A 2582-nucleotide genomic window follows, 5' to 3' on the forward strand; every position below is an offset into this window, starting at 1 on the left:
GCCTGAGACCTCTCCCGGACGTGCTTCGGGGTGGTTCCCGGACGAGGGGAACCACCCCGAACCCCCGGTATCACGCAGCCCGCGGCTCGGCGGGAACCTCGGGCTCGTGGCGGTGCGTCATCCGGTGCCACCACGACCGCGGCCGGGCGCCGCTGCGGTGGAACTCGCGTGCGCGGCGGGCGTCCTCGCGCAGGGCCTCCTGCCGGTAGTCCATCTCCGCCTTGATCGCCTCGGGCGTCCACTCCATGTCGCTCACTCCTCAGTCGTGTCGTTGACGAGGACGAGAGTGCTCCTGAGGGATCGCCCCTCACATCCGACGATCACCCAGGGTCGGGCAGCAGGACCCCTTACGCCGGGCCTCAGTAGCCGGATCAGGGGATTCCCGGGCGCCGGGCAAGGCACCACGATCGTGGGCATGACTGTCGCCCACTTACCCGCCGGACCTGCGAAGTTCTTCGATCCCACCACCGAGGTGCACTTCGACGACGTCCTGGACAGCTGGAGCGTCTTCAGCCTCGCCGACGTCCAGCGCGTCCTCTCCGAGGAGGAGTGCTTCTCGGCCGGCTACGGCCTCACGGACGAGACGCGCCCGCTCGGCAACGCCGTCATGAGCGGCATGTGGGCGGCCGACGGCCGGCGCCACCGCGACCTGAGGGCCGCCGTGGCCGACCCGTTCAGCCCGCGGGTGATGTCCCGGCTCGAGGACCGGATCCGCGCCATCGCCACGGAACTGATCGACGGCCTCGACCCCGCCGGCTTCGACCTGGTCCGGCAGGTCGCCCGCCCGTTGCCGACGAGGGTGATCTGCGACCTGCTCGGCCTCGAGGTGAGCGCCGAGGCGAAGATGGCCGGGTGGCTCGAGAAGTGGTACGAGGACTCGGCCACGACCAACACCGTCCCGCCGCAGGAGGAGATGGCGCGCTTCTTCGCCGACGAGATCGACCGGCAGCGCAGCGACCCGGCGGACGGCCTGATCGCGGAACTGGTCGCCGTGCAGGCTCGCGGGTACGAGGTGGACGGCAGGCCGATGTCGGACCGCGACCTGGTCGGCTACTGCGCGATGCTGCTCGCCGCCGGCGTCGACACGACCTTCGCGAGCATCCCGAACGCCGTGCTGTTCCTCACCGAGTTCGGCCACTGGGACGAGCTGCGGCGGGACCCGTCGCTGATCCCCGGCGCCGTCGAGGAGACGATGCGCTGGTACCCGGTCTTCCCCGGCGTGCGGCGGCTGGCGGTGCGGGACGTGGTGCTCGGCGGGCAGGAGATCGCGGCGGGGCAGTGGGTCACCGCGTGGCTCAGCTCGGCCAACCGGGACCCGGAGCGGTATCCGTCGCCGGACGTGTTCGACATCCGGCGGCGGTCTCGGATCATGACCTTCGGGCACGGGGCGCACCACTGCCTCGGTGCGGGGCTGGCCCGGCTGGAGAAGCGGGTGGTGCTGGAGGAAATGGTGGCTCGGCTCCCGCTGTTGCGGCGGGAGGTGTCGGCTCCGCTGGTGCGGCGGGAGTGGATGCTGGACAACCTGGAGACGGCCACGTTCCGGTTCGACTAGACGAGTAAGTCCTAAGTCTTGGTGGTGTCCGGAGACGGACGAAGGGTGTTCAAGATCAGTTTGTGAGGACCGACCTGAACACCCTTCTGACCGCACTCTACGTCAAGATCGACGATCACTTGGGCAAGCCCGCCCGGACCGGGCGGCCGCCCCGGCTGACCGACGCCGAACTGCTCACTCTCGCCGTGGCCCAGGCCTTGCTTGGCATCCGTTCCGAAGCCCGCTGGCTGCGGTTCCTGCCCCGGCACCTGCCCGGCGCTTTCACCTACCTGCCCCAGCAATCCGGCTACAACAAGCGGCTGCGCAACGCCGTTCCGCTGCTCAAGCACGTGATCCGGATGCTCGCGCTCGACACCGATCTGTGGACCGACGCGACCTGGGTGGTCGACTCCACGCCGGTCGAGTGCGGCCGCTCCCGTGAGACCACCAAACGCTCCAACCTGGCCGGCTGGGCCGGGTACGGCTACTGCTCCAGCCACTCGCGATTCTTCTGGGGATTGCGCCTGCACCTGGTCTGCACCCCGGCCGGGCTGCCGATCACCTGGGCGCTGGCCAACCCGAAAATCGACGAACGCCAGGTCCTGATGGCGGTCTTGGACCACGACCCGTCCGTGCTCGCCGACCGGCCGGGTCTGCTGATCATCGCGGACAAGGGCTACGTCTCCCGGGAACTGGACGCATTCCTGGCCGCACGCGGGGTCCGGTTACTGCGGCCGAACTACCGCGACCGCACCCCGCACCCGGCCCAGCACCTGCTCAAACCCGTCCGCCAGCTGATCGAGTCGGTCAACGACACCCTCAAAGGCCAGCTCGATCTCGAGCTGCACGGCGGCCGCACCATCGACGGCGTCACCGCCCGCATCGCCCAACGCGTCCTCGCTCTAACCGCCGCCATCTGGCACAACCGCACCACCGGCCAGCCCGTCACCCGATCCCTGATCGCCTACGACCACTGATCAGTTAGGACTTACTCATCTAGGGCCGGCCCGGGTGTTCGCACCGCCGTCAGCTCGGCCGCCCCCTGCCGCTG

3 protein-coding genes are annotated in these 2582 nt (G+C 69.7%); 2 read left to right on the top strand and 1 reads right to left on the bottom strand.

Going from position 1 to position 2582, the window contains the following annotated elements; genetic code table 11:
* Window positions 1–70: 70 nt before the first annotated feature.
* Window positions 71–247, bottom strand: coding sequence for a hypothetical protein (locus ACFWGZ_RS40635; protein ID WP_382456911.1), 177 nt, complete (start codon window positions 245–247; stop codon window positions 71–73).
* Between the two features lie 168 nt (window positions 248–415).
* Here ACFWGZ_RS40635 and ACFWGZ_RS40640 point away from each other — a divergent pair, with 168 nt between their 5' ends.
* A complete protein-coding gene (locus ACFWGZ_RS40640) occupies window positions 416–1552 on the top strand; it encodes a cytochrome P450 (protein ID WP_382456912.1) in 1137 nt (378 codons plus the stop codon).
* A 62-nt stretch (window positions 1553–1614) separates the two neighbouring features.
* Window positions 1615–2508 (top strand): IS982 family transposase, encoded by an 894-nt coding sequence (locus tag ACFWGZ_RS40645; RefSeq protein ID WP_382456913.1) that lies wholly within the window; start codon window positions 1615–1617, stop codon window positions 2506–2508.
* Window positions 2509–2582: the final 74 nt, after the last annotated feature.

Origin of the sequence: Lentzea sp. NPDC060358, from assembly GCF_042725365.1 — a bacterium.
Lineage (GTDB): Bacteria > Actinomycetota > Actinomycetes > Mycobacteriales > Pseudonocardiaceae > Lentzea.